The 21287-nt window shown below is 41.3% G+C and carries 15 protein-coding genes; 7 read left to right on the top strand and 8 right to left on the bottom strand.

Translation table 11 applies throughout. The features are described from left to right. Positions 1 to 42 precede the first annotated feature (42 nt). Complete coding sequence (locus ACWPWY_RS08055; protein WP_454191197.1) at positions 43 to 915, top strand: sensor histidine kinase; 873 nt, start codon at positions 43 to 45, stop codon at positions 913 to 915. Positions 916 to 999: 84 nt separating this feature from the next. Here ACWPWY_RS08055 and ACWPWY_RS08050 read toward each other — a convergent pair whose 3' ends face one another. The 4 genes from ACWPWY_RS08050 to ACWPWY_RS08035 form a co-directional block, all read right to left on the bottom strand. Next, entirely contained in the window at positions 1000 to 1890 is an 891-nt protein-coding gene (locus tag ACWPWY_RS08050; protein WP_454191196.1) for a carbohydrate ABC transporter permease, read from the bottom strand. Positions 1891 to 1904: 14 nt separating this feature from the next. Next, positions 1905 to 2795 carry an ABC transporter permease gene (locus ACWPWY_RS08045; protein WP_454191195.1) on the bottom strand — a complete coding sequence of 297 codons (891 nt, stop codon included), beginning with the start codon at positions 2793 to 2795 and terminating at the stop codon, positions 1905 to 1907. Between the two features lie 207 nt (positions 2796 to 3002). Next, positions 3003 to 4607 carry a hypothetical protein gene (locus ACWPWY_RS08040; protein WP_454191194.1) on the bottom strand — a complete coding sequence of 535 codons (1605 nt, stop codon included), beginning with the start codon at positions 4605 to 4607 and terminating at the stop codon, positions 3003 to 3005. Between the two features lie 217 nt (positions 4608 to 4824). Beyond that, positions 4825 to 5634: an AraC family transcriptional regulator gene (locus tag ACWPWY_RS08035; protein ID WP_454191193.1), complete on the bottom strand. Its 810-nt coding sequence runs from the start codon at positions 5632 to 5634 to the stop codon at positions 4825 to 4827. Positions 5635 to 5764: 130 nt separating this feature from the next. Here ACWPWY_RS08035 and ACWPWY_RS08030 point away from each other — a divergent pair, with 130 nt between their 5' ends. Both ACWPWY_RS08030 and ACWPWY_RS08025 read left to right on the top strand, forming a co-directional pair. Further along, a complete protein-coding gene (locus ACWPWY_RS08030) occupies positions 5765 to 9415 on the top strand; it encodes a glycosyl hydrolase 115 family protein (protein ID WP_454191192.1) in 3651 nt (1216 codons plus the stop codon). A 100-nt stretch (positions 9416 to 9515) separates the two neighbouring features. Further along, on the top strand, positions 9516 to 11576 hold the full coding sequence (locus tag ACWPWY_RS08025; protein ID WP_454191191.1) for a beta-galactosidase: 2061 nt from the start codon (positions 9516 to 9518) through the stop codon (positions 11574 to 11576). 150 nt (positions 11577 to 11726) lie between these two features. Here the strand turns inward: ACWPWY_RS08025 and ACWPWY_RS08020 are convergent, their stop codons facing one another. Further along, a complete protein-coding gene (locus tag ACWPWY_RS08020; RefSeq protein WP_454191190.1) occupies positions 11727 to 13430 on the bottom strand; it encodes an RICIN domain-containing protein in 1704 nt (567 codons plus the stop codon). Between the two features lie 389 nt (positions 13431 to 13819). Here ACWPWY_RS08020 and ACWPWY_RS08015 point away from each other — a divergent pair, with 389 nt between their 5' ends. Together ACWPWY_RS08015 and ACWPWY_RS08010 are read left to right on the top strand one after the other, a co-directional pair. Further along, positions 13820 to 15073 (top strand): SGNH/GDSL hydrolase family protein, encoded by a 1254-nt coding sequence (locus ACWPWY_RS08015; RefSeq protein ID WP_454191189.1) that lies wholly within the window; start codon positions 13820 to 13822, stop codon positions 15071 to 15073. 59 nt (positions 15074 to 15132) lie between these two features. Then, positions 15133 to 15921: an AAC(3) family N-acetyltransferase gene (locus ACWPWY_RS08010; protein ID WP_454191188.1), complete on the top strand. Its 789-nt coding sequence runs from the start codon at positions 15133 to 15135 to the stop codon at positions 15919 to 15921. Between the two features lie 66 nt (positions 15922 to 15987). On the opposite strand, the gene ACWPWY_RS08005 is transcribed toward ACWPWY_RS08010, so the two are convergent. The 3 genes from ACWPWY_RS08005 to ACWPWY_RS07995 form a co-directional block, all read right to left on the bottom strand. Then, positions 15988 to 17366, bottom strand: a protein-coding gene (locus ACWPWY_RS08005) for an IS3 family transposase (RefSeq protein ID WP_454191187.1) whose coding sequence is annotated in 2 segments (ribosomal slippage) — positions 15988 to 16913 and positions 16913 to 17366 — 1380 coding nt in all. Because the reading frame shifts where the segments join, the coding sequence is not laid out codon by codon here. A 140-nt stretch (positions 17367 to 17506) separates the two neighbouring features. Beyond that, on the bottom strand, positions 17507 to 18019 hold the full coding sequence (locus ACWPWY_RS08000) for a hypothetical protein (protein WP_454191186.1): 513 nt from the start codon (positions 18017 to 18019) through the stop codon (positions 17507 to 17509). Between the two features lie 314 nt (positions 18020 to 18333). Further along, a complete protein-coding gene (locus tag ACWPWY_RS07995; RefSeq protein WP_454191185.1) occupies positions 18334 to 19119 on the bottom strand; it encodes a glucose-1-dehydrogenase in 786 nt (261 codons plus the stop codon). A gap of 260 nt (positions 19120 to 19379) precedes the next feature. Between ACWPWY_RS07995 and glpX the strand changes: the two genes are divergently transcribed. Together glpX and ACWPWY_RS07985 are read left to right on the top strand one after the other, a co-directional pair. Next, entirely contained in the window at positions 19380 to 20498 is a 1119-nt protein-coding gene (gene glpX / locus ACWPWY_RS07990) for a class II fructose-bisphosphatase (RefSeq protein ID WP_454191183.1), read from the top strand. Positions 20499 to 20680: 182 nt separating this feature from the next. Further along, on the top strand, positions 20681 to 21208 hold the full coding sequence (locus tag ACWPWY_RS07985; protein WP_454191181.1) for a hypothetical protein: 528 nt from the start codon (positions 20681 to 20683) through the stop codon (positions 21206 to 21208). Positions 21209 to 21287: the final 79 nt, after the last annotated feature.

Here is a 21287-nt window from a genome sequence, read left to right as displayed (position 1 = left end):
GATGAGCTAACTGCCGACGGGAAAATACTAGGTAGCAATCTTGTGACGCTGGCCATTGTGATGTCTCTTTTTGCTGCCATTATTTCCATCTTTTTATCTCATGTCATTACTCACCCCATTAAAAAACTCCTACACAATATCGTTTTGGTTGAAAAAGGACAGTTCGAACAAGTAGAACTTATTCGCTCTCGAGATGAGATCGGACATTTATCGAATCGTTTTAATAAGATGTCATATGAATTAAAACGTATGGTCGAGAGGATGCAACAAGAAGAAATAGAGAAAGCAGCCGCCGAGATGCGTGCACTTCATAACCAGATCAACCCTCATTTTCTATATAATACACTTGGGTCGGTAAAATGGATCGCTTCTATGCAACAAGCTGACAAAATCGTAGAGATGACAGATGCACTAATCTCTATGCTTCGCTATGCGACCAGATCCGATGGAACCCTCGTAACGATTCGTGAGGAGATCGAAAACATAGCGAATTACGTAACGATTCAGAATGTCAGATACTATGGTTGTATTCAGATGAGATATGAGATAGAGGATAGACTGATGGATTACCGTATGCCCAAAATGATCCTGCAGCCCATTGTTGAAAACGCGATTTTTCATGGTTTGGCCGAACTCGAAGAAGACGGAGTTATTACCATTCGGATTCAACCGATGGGAAGTGATGTTACGATCGAAGTCTGTGATAATGGTGTCGGTATGGACCATCATACAATCCTAAACTTTAGGGAAGAAAAGCCCGAGGTTGGCACAGGAACCACAGGAATCGGTCTGTATAATGTGCAGAGACGTATTCAACTTCATTTTGGTAAGCCCTATGGAATACAGGTGGATAGTCAAATTGGAGATGGTACGATGTTTACCATTCTGCTACCTGCTATCTCAGAGTTCAAGTAGTCTTGTTCTTGGTGTTAATAAAACTTGAATACAATAATGAATACAATAAAAAGGGTTTGCAGTGTGATCTGCAAACCCTCTTATTTATCCTTTCACGCTACCAAGTACCAAACCCTTGGTGAAATATTTCTGTAGGAACGGGTAAACGAGCAAAATCGGAATGGCACCTAAGAACATTTGAGCAGCGCGTCCGGTTCTTGCGTTCATCATCGATAGTAGTTGAGTATAATCGGATCCAGATTTCAGCATAATTTGCTCAAAGCTCTGAAGGAGGGTTTGTAGATAGCTTTGTAATGGATAATTGGCTGGATTGTTCATATAGATAATGCCATCGAACCATGAGTTCCAGTGTCCGACAATACTGAACAAACCGACTGTAGCAAGAGCAGGCTTGAGCAGCGGAAGTAGAATACGAAGCAGTACCTGTACAGGCCCCGCACCATCGATGATGGCTGATTCTTCAATTTCCTCTGGTAACCCTCTAATGAAGTTCATGAGTATGATCATACTAAATACGGGTAAAGCTCCGGGCAGAATCAGAGACCAAATCGAATCTATTAGTCCCATCTTGACCACCACGAGGTATGTTGGAATTAAACCTCCACTAAATAACATCGTTACAATAAAAAATCCCATATAAATATTACGGCCCATCAATTTTTGTTTTGTTTTGGAAAGCGGGTAAGCAGTGAGTACGATTAAAGCGAGATTCACAAGCGTTCCGAGAACAGTTCGTTGGGTGGCAACCCAGAGAGACGGGAAGAATGCTCCTCCAGTTAATGCGAATTCATAGGCCTTTGTCGTGAATTCGATGGGCCAGAATGTAACATTACCAGCAGATACCGCCGAACTGCTGCTGAATGACACAGCTAAAAGATTGATAAACGGGAGGATACAGAGAAGAGAGATCAGAAGCAATATGGTGTAATTCATGATATGAAACAAACGCCTGCCCATACTTTTATCATGGATCATAATATAGTTCCTCCTTAAAAGATACGATAGCCGGCTACCCTGTAGGCAAGAATGTATGATACGGCAACCAGAACACTGGAAATGATAGATTTAAATAATCCGACAGCGGTACCAATCGAATACTGTGCCTGCTGAATCCCCAAACGATATACATAGGTATCAATAATATCACCGGTCTGATACACGACAGGAGAATATAGGTTATATATTTGGTCGAAGCCGGCATTCAGAACGTTACCAAGTGACAATACCGTCATTAATACAATCGTTGGCATAAGGAGAGGCAAAGTAATGTAGATCGTCTGCTTCCAACGTTTGGCTCCATCAATTACCGCAGCCTCATAAAGTCCCGGGTCAATACTGGTGAGGGCTGCTAAGTAAACTACCGTGCCAAATCCAAATCCTTTCCAGATGTCACTTACGATCATCGTCCAAGGGAATATGGAAGGTGTACCAAGAAAGGAGATAGGCTGAATTCCAAATGCGGCAAGAAATGTGTTGATAATTCCATCGGAGCTGAGTATATCCAGCATGATGCCAGCCATAATGACCCATGACAGGAAGTTTGGAATATACACAAGGGTTTGGAATATACGTTTGACCCCGCTGTTCAATACTTCGTTAAGTAGTAATGCGAAAATAACGGGCACGATAATACCGCCAATAATTTTGAAGACGGACATGTAAAGTGTATTCCAGATCGTTCTTACGAAGTTCGGCTGATTAAACACGTGCGCAAAATTGTCCCACCCAACCCAGGGGGAGCTGAAGCCGAGACCTGGGTTGTATTTCTGAAACGCAATAATAAGCCCGTAAAAAGGGATGTAACTGAAGATGAAGACCAAGACAAGGCTTGGGATCAACATTAGATGGTAGGGACTCTGCTGCTTCCATTTTCTCAGCATTAATATTCCTCCGTTCTTGGCGTATTAAAGATGTAACCGTTATAAGAAAAGCTTCTGATCGTAGCATTATTGATGATGATACATTCGTGTTTAGCGGATCTTTTCTTTCGATTATCGAAATTCTTCAGCACGGCTGAAAACTTATGAAATTCAATAATCTTCAAAAAGGGGCGAGAATATTCTCATCCCCTTTTTGTGAGAGTATTATTATTTTCCGTAGGCGTCATTGACTGCTTGGGTTGCTTCATCGCCTCCGGCAGCTCGCCAATTTTGGACGACAACATCGAAATAATCAACACTTTCGCTACCCATAATGATCTTGGTAAATCCCTCTGTGAGAATATCATCTAAAGTTGAACCGTAGCTTGACAGTACCTCGGGTGTCACACCCCATAGCGCCGTCTTCGTGTAGTTCTCGCTGTCGAGTACTTTCTTAGCAAGACCATAAGCATTCTTTGGAGCCCCTTGTTGCAAATAATCACCGACTGCACCTGGTGTTGCATTCTCCATAAACTCGACACTGTTGTTATATTTTTGCCACATTCCCGAAGTAGTGAGTCCACTGGTATCCTTGGATTGAAGGGCTGCTGATACAGCCTCAAACTGCTCGTAGTCAGAATTTGGATTAAGTACACGGAATGCTCCGACAATATGGGCAATATCGTTGTCCAGCAAGGCGGATAGAGTTTCTGGGGATTCCTTACCATTACCTTCATCAACAATATAAGCATAGTCGTTCAAAATTTTAATCACTTCCTGAGGATTCTTGAATCCCTTTTTCATAACAATATAATTGTTGTTGGCGAAGAAAATAGATTGTTTCGCTTCCTTTCCATCGACGGTAGGGATGATATAAGGATAAAAGATTGCGTCCTTACCTAGATTAGTTACCGTATCGACACCAGGATTATACCCCCACCACTGGTAATAAGGCTGTATTCCCACTTTACCGGAAACGATGTCGGCATTCATCGCGTTAAAGTCTTTGATTGCAAATTCCGGATCAATGATCCCTCGCTTGTACCATTCTGACCATTCAGCCAGTGCATTCTTCATTTCAGGCTGAACTGAGCCATACACTAGTTGTCCACTGTTATCCTCGAGCCACATATCCGGATGCGCATTCCATGCGATGGCAAGCAGGTTCAGGTAATCTAGCGTTTGATCTACCGCTATGCCATAACCCCCATGCTTCTCCATAAATTTCAGCGCGATATTCTTAATGTCTTCAATCGACTTCGGATCCTGTAGTCCAAGTTCTTCTTTCCAATCATTTCGAATCCACACGAAGTCTGGTTGTTCAATTAATCCCCAGTGCATCTGGGGTATTCCGTACAGCTTGCTGTCCTTCTTTCCAGACTCATAACTGTCTGTATCCGCTTCCATATAACCTTTGAGACGATCTGAAGCATGTTGATCAAAGACATCCGTAAGGTCCATTACCATATCTGCTTCAACCAACTGTCTCAATTGTGATGGGTTGACCCTGAACACGTCAGGTAGATCGTTCGATGCTATAGCCAAATTCAATTTGGTATCGTACTCATCACTAACCCAGTCTGTTTTGACGTCGATATTAAACTTCTCTTTGTATCGCTCAATCCACACATTGTTTGTGATATCGTCTCCCTGTGGGTATTTTGCAGAAGTGTATTCTGAAGTTACGGTGTGAATTGTTGTCGTTCCGCCCTCAGTGGTATCCGAATCCGTTTTTGTTGAACTTTTGTCATTGTTACCTCCACTCGTACAGGCTGCGATAAATAAGGTCGACATGCATAAGCACAATAGTAAGGTTTTCGTTTTCTTTTTCATAATGCTCCCCCTTTTTCGCGATAGGTACTGATGACCTTTCTTGAAAATATTGTAAACGAGAAAGGGGGCAGGTGATATAAAAGTTATTGACGAGAAACAGGAAGTATTTTTACTTTCGATTCATAGCGGAGATATGGGAAAAAGAGGACCTTGCACTTATTTTACTTTTACCGAATCTTTTTTTACTTCGTAACGTTAAGACTGATTTTGATCACTATTATTTAGCTTGTTTTCTAAAATCACTTGGTGTCATGAATAAAGCTTGTTTGAAGACTCTACAAAAGTACATGGAAGAATTAAAGCCACATGCGATTCCAATCTCTAAAACGGATAATTTCGTATTTATAAGCAGGTTACATGCATGTTGAATTTTAATGTTATTGATATATTGAACTAAAGTAAGACCGGTCGTTTCTTTAAAGCGATGACATAAATAATATTTGGATATGTAAAAATGTTCTGCGATCTCTTCAATTTTTGTAATCTTGTTATAGTTCTGATTGATGTACGAAAGGATTTGTGTAAAGTTGGAGTCTTTGGAGGTTTGATCTGTTTTTAATGAACTTTTATGATCATTTAATAGAGTTAACAGGTCAGCCAGATATACAAAAATGCGATTGTTCGTGTCATCGATGTTCTCTTTCTCTAATAACAACAATTGTTTTTTCACCTTCGGGAATACGTCTTTAGTAAGTGAGATGATATCTTTATCGAAGCATCTTAATAAAGATTTTATGGACCTATCCGTAAAATATAAATGCAGAAAACGCTCTGTAAAATAGAGACATGTTCTAGCACAAGCTTGATTTTTATAACTACGATGAAATGAATTGGGTTTAAATAAAGCAACATCATGCATGGTCACGTCATAAATGGAATCATTAGTTAACATCTGATGATAGCCCTCTTCTAGAAAATAGAGTTCATAAGCATTGTGGTAATGTTCATTAGACATCACGTGGCTCTTGTCATGAACTACATATTCAATTGAAAATAGCGGATGCGTTTGAAACAAATCTGCACTCATCGCTCAGCCTCCGTTCTGTATAGCAATATAATATAACAAATCCTTAATATGGCAACATAATAAAAGATGATTGCTAGGTATTCAGGTATAGTTTAGCTACCTACGAAGGGATATGAGGAGGGGCACAATCTTGAAGTCAAACCAAGGAATGATCAATCAACTTGAATTATTGAGAAGAAATCAATTGGTAATGGTTTATGTTTCGGATTCGGAAAATAGTGCAGTGCATCTAGCTGTTGAAAATGTAACACGAGATATAGACAGGGCTTGCGGCTGTAAGGCAGTCATTACGAAAAAAATAGAACAGGGCAGTATGGTCATTGGTACGCTTGCAAATAATCAGTCCTTGCTAGCTCATCTACTAGAAAAAGGGGTTTCACTAGATAAGCTGAAGCAAGAAGATGGTTCATATCACTGGGAAGCATTCCTTCAAGAAGTAGTAGACGACGTATTTTATATAATAGGAACGGATAGACGAGGTACCGTTTTTGGAATCTATGATCTGTGTGAGGCGATCGGTGTATCGCCATGGTATTACTTTGCGGATGTTCCCGTAAAAACACAAGATGTATTCCACCTGCCACTTGATTATTCAAAAGCAGATTGGCCTTCTGTGCAGTATAGGGGAATCTTCTTAAATGATGAGGAGGAGCTTAATGAGTGGGCTAAGCTTCATACTCCGGATGGTACCATCGGACCAGCTACCTACCAGCCTATTTTTGAACTGTTACTTCGTCTAAAAGCAAATTTCATCTGGCCAGCCATGCATGTGAATTATTTTAATGAGAATCCCGAAAATGCAGCACTTGCGGATCGAATGGGTATGGTGGTGGGGACATCTCATTGCGATATGCTGCTTCGCAGTAATCAGAACGAATGGGAACCTTGGCTTGAGGCAAAAGGATATACGGACGCTGTATATGATTATTCGATCGAAGGCACAAATCGTGAGATTCTGGATGAGTATTGGCGTGAAAGTGTCGAAAATAACCAGAATTATGAAGTGAGTTATACCGTTGGCATGCGCGGAATCCACGATTCCGGTTTTCATACTCGGGCGATCGATGAAAATCAATCAATGAATGAGGATGAGAAGACAGAAGCGAGAGTTTCTTTACTAGGGGAAGTCATACAAAATCAAAGGAATATCATTAGAGACGTCATTGGTCAAGAAAGGGAACAACATTCGTTACAAACCTTTATTCCTTACAAAGAAGTATTGAAGCTTTATGATCATGGGCTTGAGTTACCTGATAACGTGACCTTAATATGGGCAAATGATAACTTTGGTCATGTGCGCAGGTATCCAAATGAAACGGAGCGCAAACGAACGGGAGGAAACGGATTATATTATCACAATTCGTACTGGGCTGCTCCAGGAACCGCAATGAGCTATCTATTTATCAATTCAATTCCTTTGGCTCACACGGGGAATGAGTTGAAAAAGTCATATGAGTCTGGAATACGGAAACTATGGATTCTAAATGTGGGAGGGCTGAAGCCCCTTGAACAGGATATGGAGTTTTTCTTGCGGTACGGATGGGAAGCAGGAAAAGATAAAGCATTAACGAAAAATGCGTTGAAGTTTACTGAACACTGGATTAACACTAATTTTTCCGGAAATCATGGCTCGGAAGCTGCGGAAATATATGAAGTTTTTGCACAAGTAACGAATGTACGAAAAATTGAACATATGAATTCCAATGTCTTCTCACAAACCGTACTTGGTGATGAAGCAGGCCGTAGATTAAAGAAGCTTGAGGATATCTTTAGACGGGGAAACAACATGATCAATCGCCTTCCAAGGGAGGAGCGAGATGCATTTTTTCAACTATTTTTAATGAGAATCCACGCTTCCTATTACACCAATCATGAATTCTATTATGCGGATCGAAGTGTGCTTTCTTATGATCGTGGAAACATGCAGGCAGCAGATCACTATGTCGAACTTACCAAAAAAATGATGGATTATAAGCGAAGCATGCTTCATTTTTATAACAAAAAGATGAGTGATGCTAAATGGGAGGGGATTCTCACTCCGGAAAGCTTTCCTCCTCCGCCTACTGCCATGTATCCTGCGAGAAAACCTGCACTAAAAATATCGGGAAGCGGTATGAGTATCCATCTATGGGATGAAGGGGACGTGCTACATTTCTCTATCTATGGTCAAAGACAAAAATGGTTTGAGATCGGTAATCTAGGAGCAGGAAAGATTCCTTTTCATATTGATGTAACCGAAGGGGCCGACTTTATTTCGATCTCCGAAAAAGAAGGATCAATCCAAACAGAGAAGAGAATTTTGGTATCGGTGAAAGATCCTAAGCAGCATGCGGGCAAGACTGGACTCATTATCATCCAAAATCTTATAGAGAGGACTGCTCATCCGATACGTGTTCTAATTGAGGAATATGTAGACGTCCCACAAGGGTTCAGCGGATATATAGAAGCGGATGGTTATGTTGCGATTCCCGCAGCTTCATGCCATCATCATCACGATGAGATGGGTACCGAGCTAAAGTGCGGCTGGGTGACTGTTCCGGGGATGGGAAGATATGAAGGCGCAACGGTGATGGCTTGGAACGAGAACTTACGACCACTTGAGGGAGAGGTAAAGAAACATCCTTTTTTAGGATACGACATTTTAATTAAAGAGAGCGGACAATTCACACTGGAGATACATCGTTTTCTCACATTACATTCGACAGGGAGAATCCGATTTGGAATAGGGATAGATGATGCAGAGCCCATTATAGTCGAATCTGAAACTCGTGATGAATGGATGGGGAACTGGAAGGAATCCGTCATTAACAATGGAGAAAAAATGATAGTTAAACTCCCTTACTTGTCTGCAGGTATGCATGTTTTAAAACTGTATATGGTTGATCATTATGTAACGATCAGCAAGATTGTACTCTATACAGACGAGCCAAATATCGAATCCAATATAGGTCCGATTACCAGTTGGCATAATAACATACCCGTTTCTGAACATGGATTCGAATCCCCTGACGTAGAGTGGAATGAAGTAGAACGGTTATGTAGTGAGTTGTATAAGACAAAAGAGAGTGAAGTACCTCTTCCGAATGTACTTTATGCAACGAGAGATTTTTATAAAACGGTTCGTAATGTTTTCTTGAAAGGTTTAAACATACCGCAGGCAACACTTGGTGTGAAACGCTACGTTAACCGTGATAATCCAGATAGTAGAAAAGATGTAATCAACGAATTTGGTGCAGGGAAATTTCTAGAAACGAATGGCATTGTTGCGATGGAAGCGGAGTATGTGTTGGAAAATTCAGAAAATGCTTATCTGACGTCAAGTAAAGACGGGACTGCTCTTTCTTGGAGTCACTTACAGTCTGAAACCAATGGCAGAACTGGCTTTGCCATGCATGTTCCTAAACCTGGTATCCTATGGGAAGATCCGAATATTGCGCCGGCTATGCACTACCAAATTCGGATTCATACTCCTGGAACGTATCATATTTGGCTGCTTCTTCGCCATTATAATGATCAATCCGATTCTTGTTATTTGTCCCTTGACGGCGTTGTGAGACCATTATCTGAGCAGTCAGGTCAAGGGGAACTTCATACTTATAACACAGCGCAATTATATTACTGGTGCTACATTTCCGATTTGGAACTCACGTCGGGGGATCATATATTTTCAATCATTGCGAGAAAGTCCGAACTCAGGATGGACCGTATTTATATGTCGATGGGTGAAGAACTGCCCCCTGCTGATCTCATGTGGAAAGATTCGATAAGAAAGCTATTATAGTCAAAACAATAAATTTTAGATATGGTAATCTATGTATTGTAAAGAAATGATATAAATACAGATCTTAGCATCACGACTTCTAGCGAGGGAGATATGTACCATGACCAAAACTTTATCTTTAAAACGCTTTCACTTAGGTGCTTGTTATTATCCAGAACAATGGGACAAATCACTTTGGTCAGATGACCTGAGAAGAATGAAGGAGATGGGCTTTAGCATCATTCGAATTGGAGAATTTGCTTGGTCCATTTTTGAACCAGAGGAAGGTAAGTTTGAATTTACGATGTTTGACGATTTCCTAAAAGAAGCAACAATGAGCGGTATAAAAGTAATCATGGGAACCCCGACAGCTACGCCTCCCGCATGGCTTACTCATAAGTATCCTGAGGTGCTGAACGTATCTATGGAAGGGGTTACATATCAACATGGTCAGAGAAGGCACTATAACTACAGCAGTCCCGTTTATTTAGAACTTTGTGAACGAATTACTAGGAAGATGGCACAACACTATAAAGATCACCCCGCGATTGTCGGCTGGCAGATCGATAACGAGTTCAACTGTGAAATCAATGTTTTCTACTCGGAAGCAGATCATCTTGCATTTCGTCAGTGGCTGCAGAAAAAATATGCTACTCTAGAGCAGCTCAACTCTGCATGGGGTGCTGTATTCTGGAATCAAACCTATAGCAGTTGGGATCAGGTATATCTTACTCGTCCGACGGTATCTGGATCGCCAAATCCGCATCAATCTTTGGATGAAAAACGGTTTATTTCCGATAATACGATCTCATTTGCAAAATTACAGGCAGATATACTCCGAAGCGAAGCACCTAATCATTGGGTGACAACAAATGGTGTGTTTGGACATTTAGACAGCCACCTTATGACGGATGACCTGCTTGATTTCTTTTCTTATGACTCCTATCCTCAGTTCAGCACCATTTATCCGGACCTTGGAGATAAGCCGTTACTCGACCGTAAGTGGGGGATGTCTTTAAGTAACGTCAGATCCATGTCACCAAACTTTTGCGTGATGGAGCAACAATCTGGACCTGGGGGTTGGGTGAATAAAATGGAGATGCCATCTCCATTGCCTGGGCAAATGCGATTATGGACTTACCAAAGCATCGCTCATGGAGCTGACATGATCTTGTATTTCCGCTGGAGAACGGCAACGTTCGGTACAGAAATTTACTGGCATGGGATCAATGATTATCACAATCAGCCGAATCGCCGGGTAGCGGAAGCAAGTCACATTGGACAAGAGCTGCAAAAGGTTGGAGAACGTATTGTAGGTAAACATAATGTGGCAGAAGTTGCTTTGGTTCGTGATTATGATAATGAATGGGACGGGGAGCTGGATCAGTGGCATGGTCCTTTGACCAAGCAGAGTGAGCTTAGTTGGTATAAAGCACTGCAATACGGACATATTCCCGTTGATATATTGATGATCCGTCCGGGGATGGAGGCAGAGCAACAATCGGAGTTGTCCAAATACAAAGTGCTAATCTATCCGCATCCGGCAATTCTACGGGACAGCACAGCTGCGATGTTACAGAAATATGCAGAGGGTGGCGGAATTGTTATATTCGGCTGCCGAACAGGGTATAAGAATGAATTCGGACACTGCCGCATGCAGCCGCTTCCAGGCCCAGTAGCCGAAATGTGTGGCATAGATGTTGAGGACTTTACTATGGTAAATGGAACCGCATCACCTGTATCAGTGAAGTTTACAGATCAAGATATTGATGTTATGGCTCCAAACTTCAACGACATCTTACGTGTCCAATCCGATACGGTAGAAGTGTTAGCAAACTACTCATCAAGCTATTATGATGGGAAACCGGCTTTGACCGTCAATCGAATAGGTAAGGGACTTGTTTACTATTGGGGTGCCGCTTTTGATTTAGCATTAGCAAGTGAACTTCTAGGGCGATTGCCAGTGAAATCTCCGTTAGATGGATGGTGCCAAGCTCCCACAACCGTAGAAGTTGCGATTCGTGCAGATGCAGGGGAAGAACTGGTATTCCTTCTCAATTACAGTGGAGAACCTGCTGGGATTATACTAGGCGCTGAGGCGGAGGAGCTACTGTCTGGTTCCAAACTGACGGGTGCCACACAAATGGAACCTTATGGAGTTTGGATATTGAAAAGAAGATAAGTGAGTTACATCGGTCTTTTATTTCTTGAATGGAAGAGTATAGCCTATTAGGTAAAATAGAAAAATAACCGGAACTGGGTTCAGTTCTGGTTATTTTTTTGTATTTATATGCTTATTCCAATGAGTGAACTTCACAATTCAATCAATTTCTCAATCCACCTTAATTAATTGCCATTGTTGATTATAATTGCCACGGTAAAGATTTTGCTGCAACTTCGCTCCGTCAGCCGTTGAAGACCCGGCTACCTCTACAGCCTTATTGCTGTTCATATTAAGGATGCTCCAATAACCGCTGCTTAGCTTAATTAATCTGAACTGTTGTGCGGTATTGCCCAAGTCTTCCCATAATTGAATCGCTTCCCCGTTGCTTTTCGTTCCATTTCGTACATCCATGACTTTATTATCGGATGAACTTACACTTCCGAATTTGTAGTAGTTGTTATAAGTGCCTAGGTCCTGAACCACCCAGCGCTGTGCCGTTGCATTATTATCCGGCCACTGCTGAAGCTGTAGTCCATTTGTGTTTTGTCCTCCTGGCACGTCAATGGCTTTACCGGAAGTTCGATTCACAAGTTTATATGTGCCGCCGGATGCGATTCCGTTCCAGATCCCATTCCAAGGGTTCATCTGCGCACGCTCATAATACCATTCGAAAATGAAGCGGGCCATGCCATCCCGAGAAGTATTCCCGTCATACAACAAACCGGCCGTTGGGTCCGCAAAAGTACTTCTTGCGCCTGTCCCAAGCAAAAATCCGTTCATATGAACCGCAATACTCACATTTCCTGCAGTCGTGAAGATTGCTTTTGTGTTTTTGCCAAACCCTTCATTTGAACCATTAAATAACTCCCAATAGGAAGAGTCTCCCGGAAGTGTTTTAAACCAAGTCGTCTCTGTGATGTTAATGGGATATTTATCAGCACAAGGCTTAATGTTGGTTTCCCATTGTTGCTGCAAGGTTGTATAGTCATCTTTGGCACCGTAGCCTGGATACCAATGGACAGAATACCCAATGTTGTTCAGTGGATCAGTTAGTGGGTGGGATGCACACAGCTGATAGTACTGATCCCAGCCTAAGCCTGCTGCCCATATCACATTGTCTGCACCTTTGCTTCGGATTGTCGAGATCATCGAATTTTGAAAATCGTTAAGTGCGCCCCAGTGTGCTACAAAATCAGCTTGACTGGGATGCCCTCCCCATTTTCCATTAGCATATGACAGAACGGGTTCATTAACTAGCTCAAACATCACATTATCTGCGCTCTTAATCTTTGGCTCAGAGGCGAGGTAGCCCCAGATTTGATTGAATTTATCGAGATTTGCTTGCGTGGTTGCTTGATTGTCTTTCAGTGTGAAATCGAGTCCAATCGTTACATAAATGCCTCTAGTCTTAGCGTATACGATATAAGGGATAAGGACATTTTGCGTAAATGCTTGTGCACCAGCAAAATTGTATGTGCCTGCTGCAACGTCACCCATATCCTCCTTGTCGATAAATAAGCGGACCTGGTTCATATACCATCCATGACTGTTTCCATATTTCGGAGAAGTGTCGGTAAATGTATTCGTGATATCCTTTAAATAGTCTAAAATCGCCGCATGACGATTGCCACCGTTACGATCCAAATAGTATTTACTACCCTGGTAAGTCCAGTATGAGCCCCCTGGTTGATGCCATCCATTTAATAAAACCGCTTGGCCACTGCTGTTTACCAGCTGGTTCCCACTAACATGAAGCTTAGATGCAGGCACACCTTCCCATCCATTAGCCACTTGTCCATTCAGTAATAACGGGATCATAAGAGTTACCACGAGTAAGTATTTTACTGTCCAGATCATTGTTCTCCTCTGCATTAATCAGTCAACTCCTTCATATTTTTGCGTTTGGCAGTAAGTATGACTAAGCTACTTGAATAAGTAGGATCACCTCCATTCTGTGATTATCCAGTGACGTCATTTTGGAGTACAAAGAAATTAGATAATCAAATGTTGTATACGTTTACAAAAGGAGTTTACAATCATGCAAGAGAAGACAACAACCTGTCTAATTATGGGTGTGTAGTAGATTTATCATTCAAACCATGATTGACAGGTAGATGTAACTGAAAATAAGAGCTACAATGATGCGGTGAACGTAAAAAATGGGCATACGGAAGAACTTTTATGGTTACTCAGAAGCTTTCTTATCAAGATGCACCCGAAAGGATGATGATCCATGCGTAACCCTACACCGGGATCGGTAAATGAAGCCCATGGTCCGACAGCACCACGCGATCCGCATCAAGTTCCTGTCTCTTCGGAAAGAATCTACGATTGATTTCGAATCACAGGCTTATCGTAATATGATAGATAAGTCGCTTTTAAGCAAAGGCAATACATACAGATTAAAAAAGGCGATTGATAAAGCAAAACGTGGCGAGCCTGTCACGGTGGCTTTCATTGGGGGTTCAATCACTCACGGAGCAGGGGCTGAACCGCTTCATCTAAATTGTTATGTATACCAGACATATGATCTATTTAAGCGTATGTTTGCTAGAGAAGATGGAAGTTTCATTCGCTTGATTAAAGCAGGAGTGGGCGGCACACCCTCAGAGCTGGGAATTGTCCGTTATGACCGTGATGTCCTACGAGATGGTACGGCCGAGACGGATATCGTAATCGTAGAGTTTGCTGTTAATGACCTTGACGATGAGACAAAAGGGAATTGTTACGAGAGTCTTGTGCTCAAAGCACTTGGTGCAGAGAACAAGCCAGCGGTAATCTTATTATTCAGTGTGTTTGAGAGTGATTGGAATCTTCAAGATCGGCTTGCTCCTGTCGGTTGGCATTATCATCTGCCTATGGTCAGTGTGAAGGATGCCGTAGTAGATCAGTTTCAATGGACGGAGGAACAAGGAAAGGTTATTTCTAAAAAGCAGTTTTTCCACGATATTTATCACCCAACGAATGCAGGGCATAAGATCATGAGCGATTGTCTAGGAAAGTTATTTGAAGAGGTCGACCGATCTGCCCCTGATAAAGATGATTATACAAATGAGAAGCTACCACTCATTGGAAATGATTTTGTAGACATCAAGTTGCTGGATCGCCTGAATGGTGACCTTATTGCTGTAATTGATGAGGGTGGTTTTCAAGAGATGGATACTGATCTACAACAGGCCGAGATGGATGATCACTCGTTTAGTACATTGCAATTCCCTAATAACTGGATGCACGGGGGCCAAGCAGACAAACACTATTTTAAAATGACCATACGGAGCAAACGACTCATCATGATTTTTAAGGACACGGGAAGTGCTGATTTTGGGAGTGCAAGTATATGGGTTAATGGGAAACGGGTGAGGACAGCAGATCCCCATAAAGTGAATTGGACCCGCTGTAATGCCATTTTACTATACGATGAACAGGACACTGGCGAGCATACGGTGGAGATTAGAATGGATGATAAACAGGAAAATAAGCGATTTACGATCCTGGGATTCGGTTATGTGTCCTAAGTAAAGATTACCGCGGTACTGCAAGTTTGATATAATGACCCACAGGGAGGGGGATAAACATGTACACGGTAGAAAGTTTGATGGAACAATTAGAACAGCTGAACATGGATAGGAAAGGCACGTTGTTAATACATTCTTCGATGAAAAGTATCGGGCAAGTCAAGGGCGATGCGGACACAGTTTTGGATGCGTTTACAGAGTATATGAAGGACGGTCTGTTGGTGTTGCCTACCCACACTTGGTCTTACATAAATGGAGGAAACCCAAGATTTAACGTTGAACAGTCACCTTCCTGCGTCGGAATTCTGCCTGAACTTTTTCGTAAACGGCCGGATGTCGTGCGTTCATTACATCCCACTCATTCGGTGGCAGCATTGGGTCAGGATGCTATAGAATTCACTAAGGATGATCATCGTTTTGATACTCCGTGTGCTAGAGGTTCCGCCTGGGGGAAATTGCTCGACCGAAAGGCGACGATATTATTAGTTGGAGTCGATTTAAAACGTAATACCTTTATTCATGGTGTGGAAGAGTGGGTGGACATACCGGGCAGATTAACAGATGCCCATGAGATGCTTTACACGGTTTTACCCGATGGAACCGAAATCCCTGTGCCGTCCCGCAGACATTGTGGGTTATCGTGGTCGGAGCATTTTTGGAAAGTAGATGAGGTTCTTGAGAATAACGGTGCGATGTATAAAGGACGGCTTGGAGATGCGGTTGTTAGGGTTTGTGATGCGGCTAAGGTTGCCAGTATCATCACGGAAATGCTCGAAGAGAATCCGGATTTATTCTCAGACAATAACCCTTTGGATCGTGAATATGTAGTAATGAGACCCGTTCGGTAACATTGAATATTTTATAAAAGCTACAAAAGTAAACGTAAAAAGCAACCACTTTATTTGAAGTGACCCCTAAATGTTAGACACGGTTATTTCATTAGGTGCTTGGGTAAAACGAGTTCGGTACTGTACCGGACTCGTTTTTAATTTTGCCTTCAATCGTTTTGTGTTGTAGTAGTTCATATATTTTTCTAGTTCTAATTTAAAATGTTCTACACTCTCAAATTCCTTTAAGTAAAGGAGTTCCGACTTTATAATCCCAAAGAAATTCTCCATTACTGAGTTATCATAGCAGTTACCTTTACGCGACATACTTTGTGTGATCCCTCTCTTTCGAAGAACTTCGCGATATGATTTCATTTGATAATGCCAGCCTTGATCTGAATGCATCATTAACTTGTGATCCTCTGGTAAACATTCTAATGCTTTTTCTAGCATCTCAGAAACGAGTGAATACGTTGGTCTAGAGCCAATTGTGTAGGAAATGATTTCACCGTTAAACAAGTCTAATACAGGTGATAAATAAAGCTTCTCACCAAATAATTTAAATTCTGTAATATCTGTAACCCACTTTTCGTTCGGAGCTTCTGCCGTAAAGTTACGGTTTAGAATATTTGGTGCAATTTTGCCCACTGTTCCTTTGTACGACTTATATTTTTTCATGCGAACTACGCTTTTTAACCCTAATTCTTTCATGATACGTTGCACTTTCTTATGATTCACTTTTTGCCCACGATTGGCTAGTTCATCTCGAATGCGACGATAGCCATATCGACCTTCATGTTCCTCGTAAATCGCTTTGATTTCAGCCTTTAAATCAGCATCTGGATCTGGACGATCTAGCTTCTTCACTACATCGTAATACGTGCTTCGTGGAATAGCGGCGAATGCCACAAGCGCCTTCACCGAGTATTTATGCCTTAATTCATAGATGACCTTTACTTTGTCTTCCTTGGTGATTTTTTCTTGTTTTGAACTAAGGCATTTAACTTTTTTAAATACTCATTTTCCATTCGTAAACGTTCCACTTCTGCCTGTAAGGCCTCTACAGACCCTTCTACTAACGGTTGATTCTTTTGTTTGATCGATTCTTTTTTCACGGGTGTACGCCCCTTTTTCTTTGGTCTTAGGGCGTCTATTCCATGTAATTCTAAGCTCTCTTGCCAGCTTAAAATGGTACTATGACTCGCAATATTAAATATTGTCGCCGTTTCTCTAGCAGACGTCCCGAATTCGTTCATATAATTAAGTACGTCTAGTTTATCCTGTAAGGAATACGGTGTATAGCGCTTTTTAAAAACCTCTTCACCATGGTGCTCATATTGTTTAATCCAATTTAATAAAACGGAATGATGGATCCCTATAGATCTCGCAATCGATTTTATACCTTCCGATCCATTTTGATAGCGCATAACTGCTTGTAATTTTTCATCTGAACTAAACTTAGCCATATAAAAACTGCACCTCCAATGTTAGTTGATGTCTAACATTTGGGGTGCAGTTCAATTAAGGTGTGGTTGCTTTTTATCTGTTCATTTTAATCTTGACTTGGTATCATTTCGTATTTTTATATTAATGAAAGTATGAACCTCTATTGTAACGCTTCGAGTACAGCCTCAATTTCTTCAACTGTGAAATTCTCAAACGCCATTTTCTGTAGTTTCTCTTTGTTTTCTTCGGTCAACCCTTCAGAAGCAATCTCTTTAACGTATTTTATATCGGATACGGATACTCGGCTGACAACAAATTTTAAAGCCTCATCTTGACTTTTAAACGCCGCATCCTCTTTATTCGAGGACTCAACTGAGTTTTCTTTAGCACCTTTTTTTGTTGTATCGTTATTAGTATCTTTTGTTATATCATCTTTAGTTATCTCTTTGGCTTCATTTGCTATATCTTTTAAATCGTTTTTTATATTTTGGGAGTCACCTGTTAAATACTGTTCTTTTAATTGATTAATTGCTTGTTCTACTTCCGGCTTAGCAAGTTCTGCTGATATTTGATTCATGACCGTATGAATTACGGTATTATATGCCCACTTTCCTCCGAAGAAAAGCACAACGAGGCAAGTTAGAAGGATGATCCAAGTTTTCTTTTTACGCATAAAATCCTCTCCTTATGTAACGATCATACCATACTTCTCAGATTATATAGAAGCCCTTAGAGGGCTTCGTTTCTCTTTTGAATACTTTTAATTACAATAGTTGTAAGTAGGATCAACAAAGATAGAATAAAAGAGGGCTACATAATAACTGAAATTAGTTATTAAATGTACCCCTCTGTAACCTTCCAACTGTTATGAGCAAACGTCACTCCTATAAATAACAATCCGAAGGAATATTTATTTATATGTCTATCTATTCAATAGAGTTTTTCATGTGAATGATGTGCGTCAAAATGGAATCCATCTACGTTAACTTAACCGTTGCCGCCTTGGAAGGAAGGGTACTTCGTCATTCCTCCATCAGCAAAAATGGTAGTACCGGTCACATAACTAGATTCATTCGATGCCAGCCAAGTCGCCACGGATGCGATTTCTTCCGGTTTCCCAATATAACCTATCGGTATCAGATCTTGAACAGCGACTCTCGATTTTGGATCTGCGAACTTCACCGCATTGATGGGGGTTTCTATAGCACCTGGCGCGATATTATTAATTCGGATGCCTTTAGGTGCAAATTCTAGGGCTAGCGTTTCGGTCATTAATTTAACACCGCCTTTGCTAGTTGCGTAATGGACGAAGTGAGGCCATGGTATTTGCTCGTGAACACTAGATATGTTAATTATTTTTCCTTTGATTTTATGTTCGAGCATGTAACTGATCGCTTCACGACATCCTAAAAATGCACCGGTTAGATTTACATCAATTACTTCTTTCCAGTTCTCCAGTGTCATTTCTTCGGAAGGAACTTCATTCTCAATTCCCGCATTATTGATCCAAATATCAACCGATCCAAAACTTTCATGTGCGCTCTGAATAAGTGCTTTTATATCCTCTTCTTTAGAAACATCGCCCTTTTGACTGATCGCACGACCTCCATTTTGGGCAATCTCTTGAATAATCTCTTTCACGTTTTCTTCTTTGCTGTGATAATTAATGACCACATTCGCTTTCTCTCGGCCAAATCGAAGTGCCATCGCTTTTCCTAACCCTGTAGATGCACCTGTAATGATGACTGTTTTGCCTTCCAATTCTGTATACATAGTAACCTCCAAAAATAATTAATAAGTTAGACTAACTAACTATTATTAAACAACTAACTTAAAGAGTAAGCAGTTTATAATCAGAAATATTTGCCAGACATGCATGATTTGCTGAAGTGTAACTATTTTCACGAGAGAGTATGAAGAAATATTCATCTAATATTCATCCATTTAAATACAAAATAAGGATCTAATTGGTAGATTTATAATTCTACTTCTATTATCATAAGTCTCAAACGGGTGAAAGGGTGTGTAGATAAGTGGAACGTGAATTGGCGCTTGAGATCGTTAGGGTAACAGAACTAGCAGCATTGGCTTCAGCTCCTTGGATGGGCAGAGGTGATAAGAACAGTGCGGATGAGGCAGCGACTTTGGCGATGCGCGCCATGTTCGATTCTGTATCTATTAAAGGAACCGTAGTTATTGGAGAAGGTGAAATGGACGAAGCGCCCATGCTTTACATTGGTGAAGAGGTTGGGAACAGTGAGGGACCTGAAGTGGACGTTGCTGTCGATCCCCTGGAAGGAACGGAAATTGTTGCGAAGGGGCTTAACAACGCACTCTCCGTTATTGCCGTTGCGAATAAAGGAAATCTGCTTCATGCGCCCGATATGTACATGGAAAAGCTCGCTGTTGGTCCAGCATTAGTAGGGAAAGTGAGCATTGAGGATCCTATTGATGTGACCATTCGCAAAGCCGCTGCAGAGTTAAACAAGAATATTTCCGATCTAACCGTTATGATCTTGGATCGCGATCGTCATGAAAGCATTATTAAGACACTGCGGAAGGTGGGCGTGCGAATTAAATTTTTGAGTGACGGTGATGTGGCAGGAGCCATGGCACCTGCATTTCCCGAAGCAGGCATCGATATCTATGTGGGTTCAGGAGGAGCACCTGAGGGAGTTCTTGCCGCAGCTGCGTTATCTTGTCTTGGAGGAGAAATCCAAGGAAGACTCATGCCTGCCAATGCGGATGCATTTCAGCGCTGCTTGAAGATGGGAATTACAGATCCTTATCGAGTGCTTACAATGGAGGACATGATCGGTAAGGAAGATGTCATTTTTGCGGCTACTGGGGTTACACCTGGTGAAATCCTCGGCGGCGTGAGATATCTTGCTGATGATAGAGCGGAGACACATTCGATTGTCATGAGAGTCAAAACCAAAACAATCCGCTACATAAGAACACAGCATTTCCTTCCAGGGAAGGAAGTGCTTCATAAGGTTAGAAAAGCACAGGCAGCACAAGAATCCGAAGAAGCGAGTGTACTTGAGCAGCAGGCAAAAGTGCAAAAAGAGGAGAATCCTGCAGAGCCTTTGAAAGAACCCGTAAGAGAACCAGTACAAGAACCAGTGAAAGAATCTTTGAAAAAAGGTTGATGTTCATCGCTGTATGAGCATTGAGCAGAATATGCGTTTGTGGTCTTCGAACATTAGAATTCTTTCATTCTATATAAGAAGACCATAAGCGCTATTTTTATAATAAAAGGTTTGCGATGGTATAATCATCTTACTTATACTTTCTCGCTCAAAGATCTAATCTTAAAAAGGTGGGCTTCGCTGTGAAAATGATGTGGAGAGTGTATGTGTTTTTATTCATTGTCTTATTCTTCGGTTATTATGGTTGGATTCAATTAATGCATAGCAGCTTTAATATACTCAGTATAACCGGTATAGTACTGCCTTTTATCTTATTGATTGCGTTATATATGGTTAATCGGAAAGCAGCTCGTTGGGGCACCCATGTAGCATTAGCAATATGTGTTACTATTTTCGTGGGTGCTGTGTATCAATTAGGGATACATGAGCAGAAATCTCATTTTACGATGGTTCATTGGGTAGCTGAGCCGGAGAATCGCATTTGGATGGTAGATGACCTGTTAGCAGAATACGATTTTGTTGGTATGGATGCATTATCGTTAGAATCTATACTTGGCAAAGAAACGGAAACCGCCTATTTCCAAGCACCTAATCGGTCGGTGTATTATCTTGGCAACGAGCGTGGATTCATTTCTATTGATAGTGAGTGGCTTGTCTTTGATTTTGACGAAAAAGATAGGGTGACGAATGTAGAAATAATGCGTGATTAGTGACTGAATTAGAAAAGATATACCCATCATAAAAACACCAGATGAGAATATTTGATGTTTATTTCCAAAAGAAGAGGGA

The sequence above is a fragment of the Paenibacillus sp. Marseille-Q7038 genome, from assembly GCF_965111595.1.
Note: the sequence above shows the minus strand (reverse complement) of the source record. Positions and strands in the feature narration are given on the sequence as shown.

Excerpts from the sequence above, each read along its gene's own strand:
- ACWPWY_RS08025 (WP_454191191.1), top strand. The coding sequence starts at position 9,516 with ATGACCAAAACTTTATCTTTAAAACGCTTTCACTTAGGTGCTTGTTAT.
- ACWPWY_RS08015 (WP_454191189.1), top strand. The coding sequence starts at position 13,820 with ATGAAGCCCATGGTCCGACAGCACCACGCGATCCGCATCAAGTTCCTG.
- ACWPWY_RS08010 (WP_454191188.1), top strand. The coding sequence starts at position 15,133 with ATGTACACGGTAGAAAGTTTGATGGAACAATTAGAACAGCTGAACATG.
- ACWPWY_RS08000 (WP_454191186.1), bottom strand. The coding sequence starts at position 18,019 with ATGCGTAAAAAGAAAACTTGGATCATCCTTCTAACTTGCCTCGTTGTG.
- ACWPWY_RS08040 (WP_454191194.1), bottom strand. The coding sequence starts at position 4,607 with ATGAAAAAGAAAACGAAAACCTTACTATTGTGCTTATGCATGTCGACC.
- ACWPWY_RS08035 (WP_454191193.1), bottom strand. The coding sequence starts at position 5,634 with ATGAGTGCAGATTTGTTTCAAACGCATCCGCTATTTTCAATTGAATAT.
- ACWPWY_RS07995 (WP_454191185.1), bottom strand. The coding sequence starts at position 19,119 with ATGTATACAGAATTGGAAGGCAAAACAGTCATCATTACAGGTGCATCT.
- ACWPWY_RS08045 (WP_454191195.1), bottom strand. The coding sequence starts at position 2,795 with ATGCTGAGAAAATGGAAGCAGCAGAGTCCCTACCATCTAATGTTGATC.
- ACWPWY_RS08020 (WP_454191190.1), bottom strand. The coding sequence starts at position 13,430 with ATGCAGAGGAGAACAATGATCTGGACAGTAAAATACTTACTCGTGGTA.
- ACWPWY_RS08050 (WP_454191196.1), bottom strand. The coding sequence starts at position 1,890 with ATGATCCATGATAAAAGTATGGGCAGGCGTTTGTTTCATATCATGAAT.